General features: G+C 42.3%; 1 protein-coding gene. It reads left to right on the forward strand.

Going from position 1 to position 239, the window contains the following annotated elements:
* The coding region (locus KIH86_RS10630) for a YopX family protein (protein ID WP_223110454.1) at positions 1 to 239 on the forward strand (239 nt) is incomplete at both ends.

The raw sequence follows: 239 nt of genomic DNA on the forward strand, positions 1-239 counted from the left end.
ATGCAATACACCGGCCTTAAAGACCTGAACGGACGGGAGATATACGAGGGGGATATAATCGAATCTGAAGAGATAGGTTATACGGAGTCTGGACACTTCAGCGGCATGAAAAAAGTAATAGGAAGTGTTGTGTTTACAAGTGGAAGATTTGCAATTCATAGAACTAGCGGTGCTTTGCCCGATTTATTGATGGGATTGAGTTATCACAAAGTTATTGGCAACATCTACGAAAACCCGGA

Origin of the sequence: Paenibacillus sinensis, from assembly GCF_019904155.1 — a bacterium.
GTDB classification, from domain to species: domain Bacteria; phylum Bacillota; class Bacilli; order Paenibacillales; family Paenibacillaceae; genus Paenibacillus_AQ; species Paenibacillus_AQ sinensis.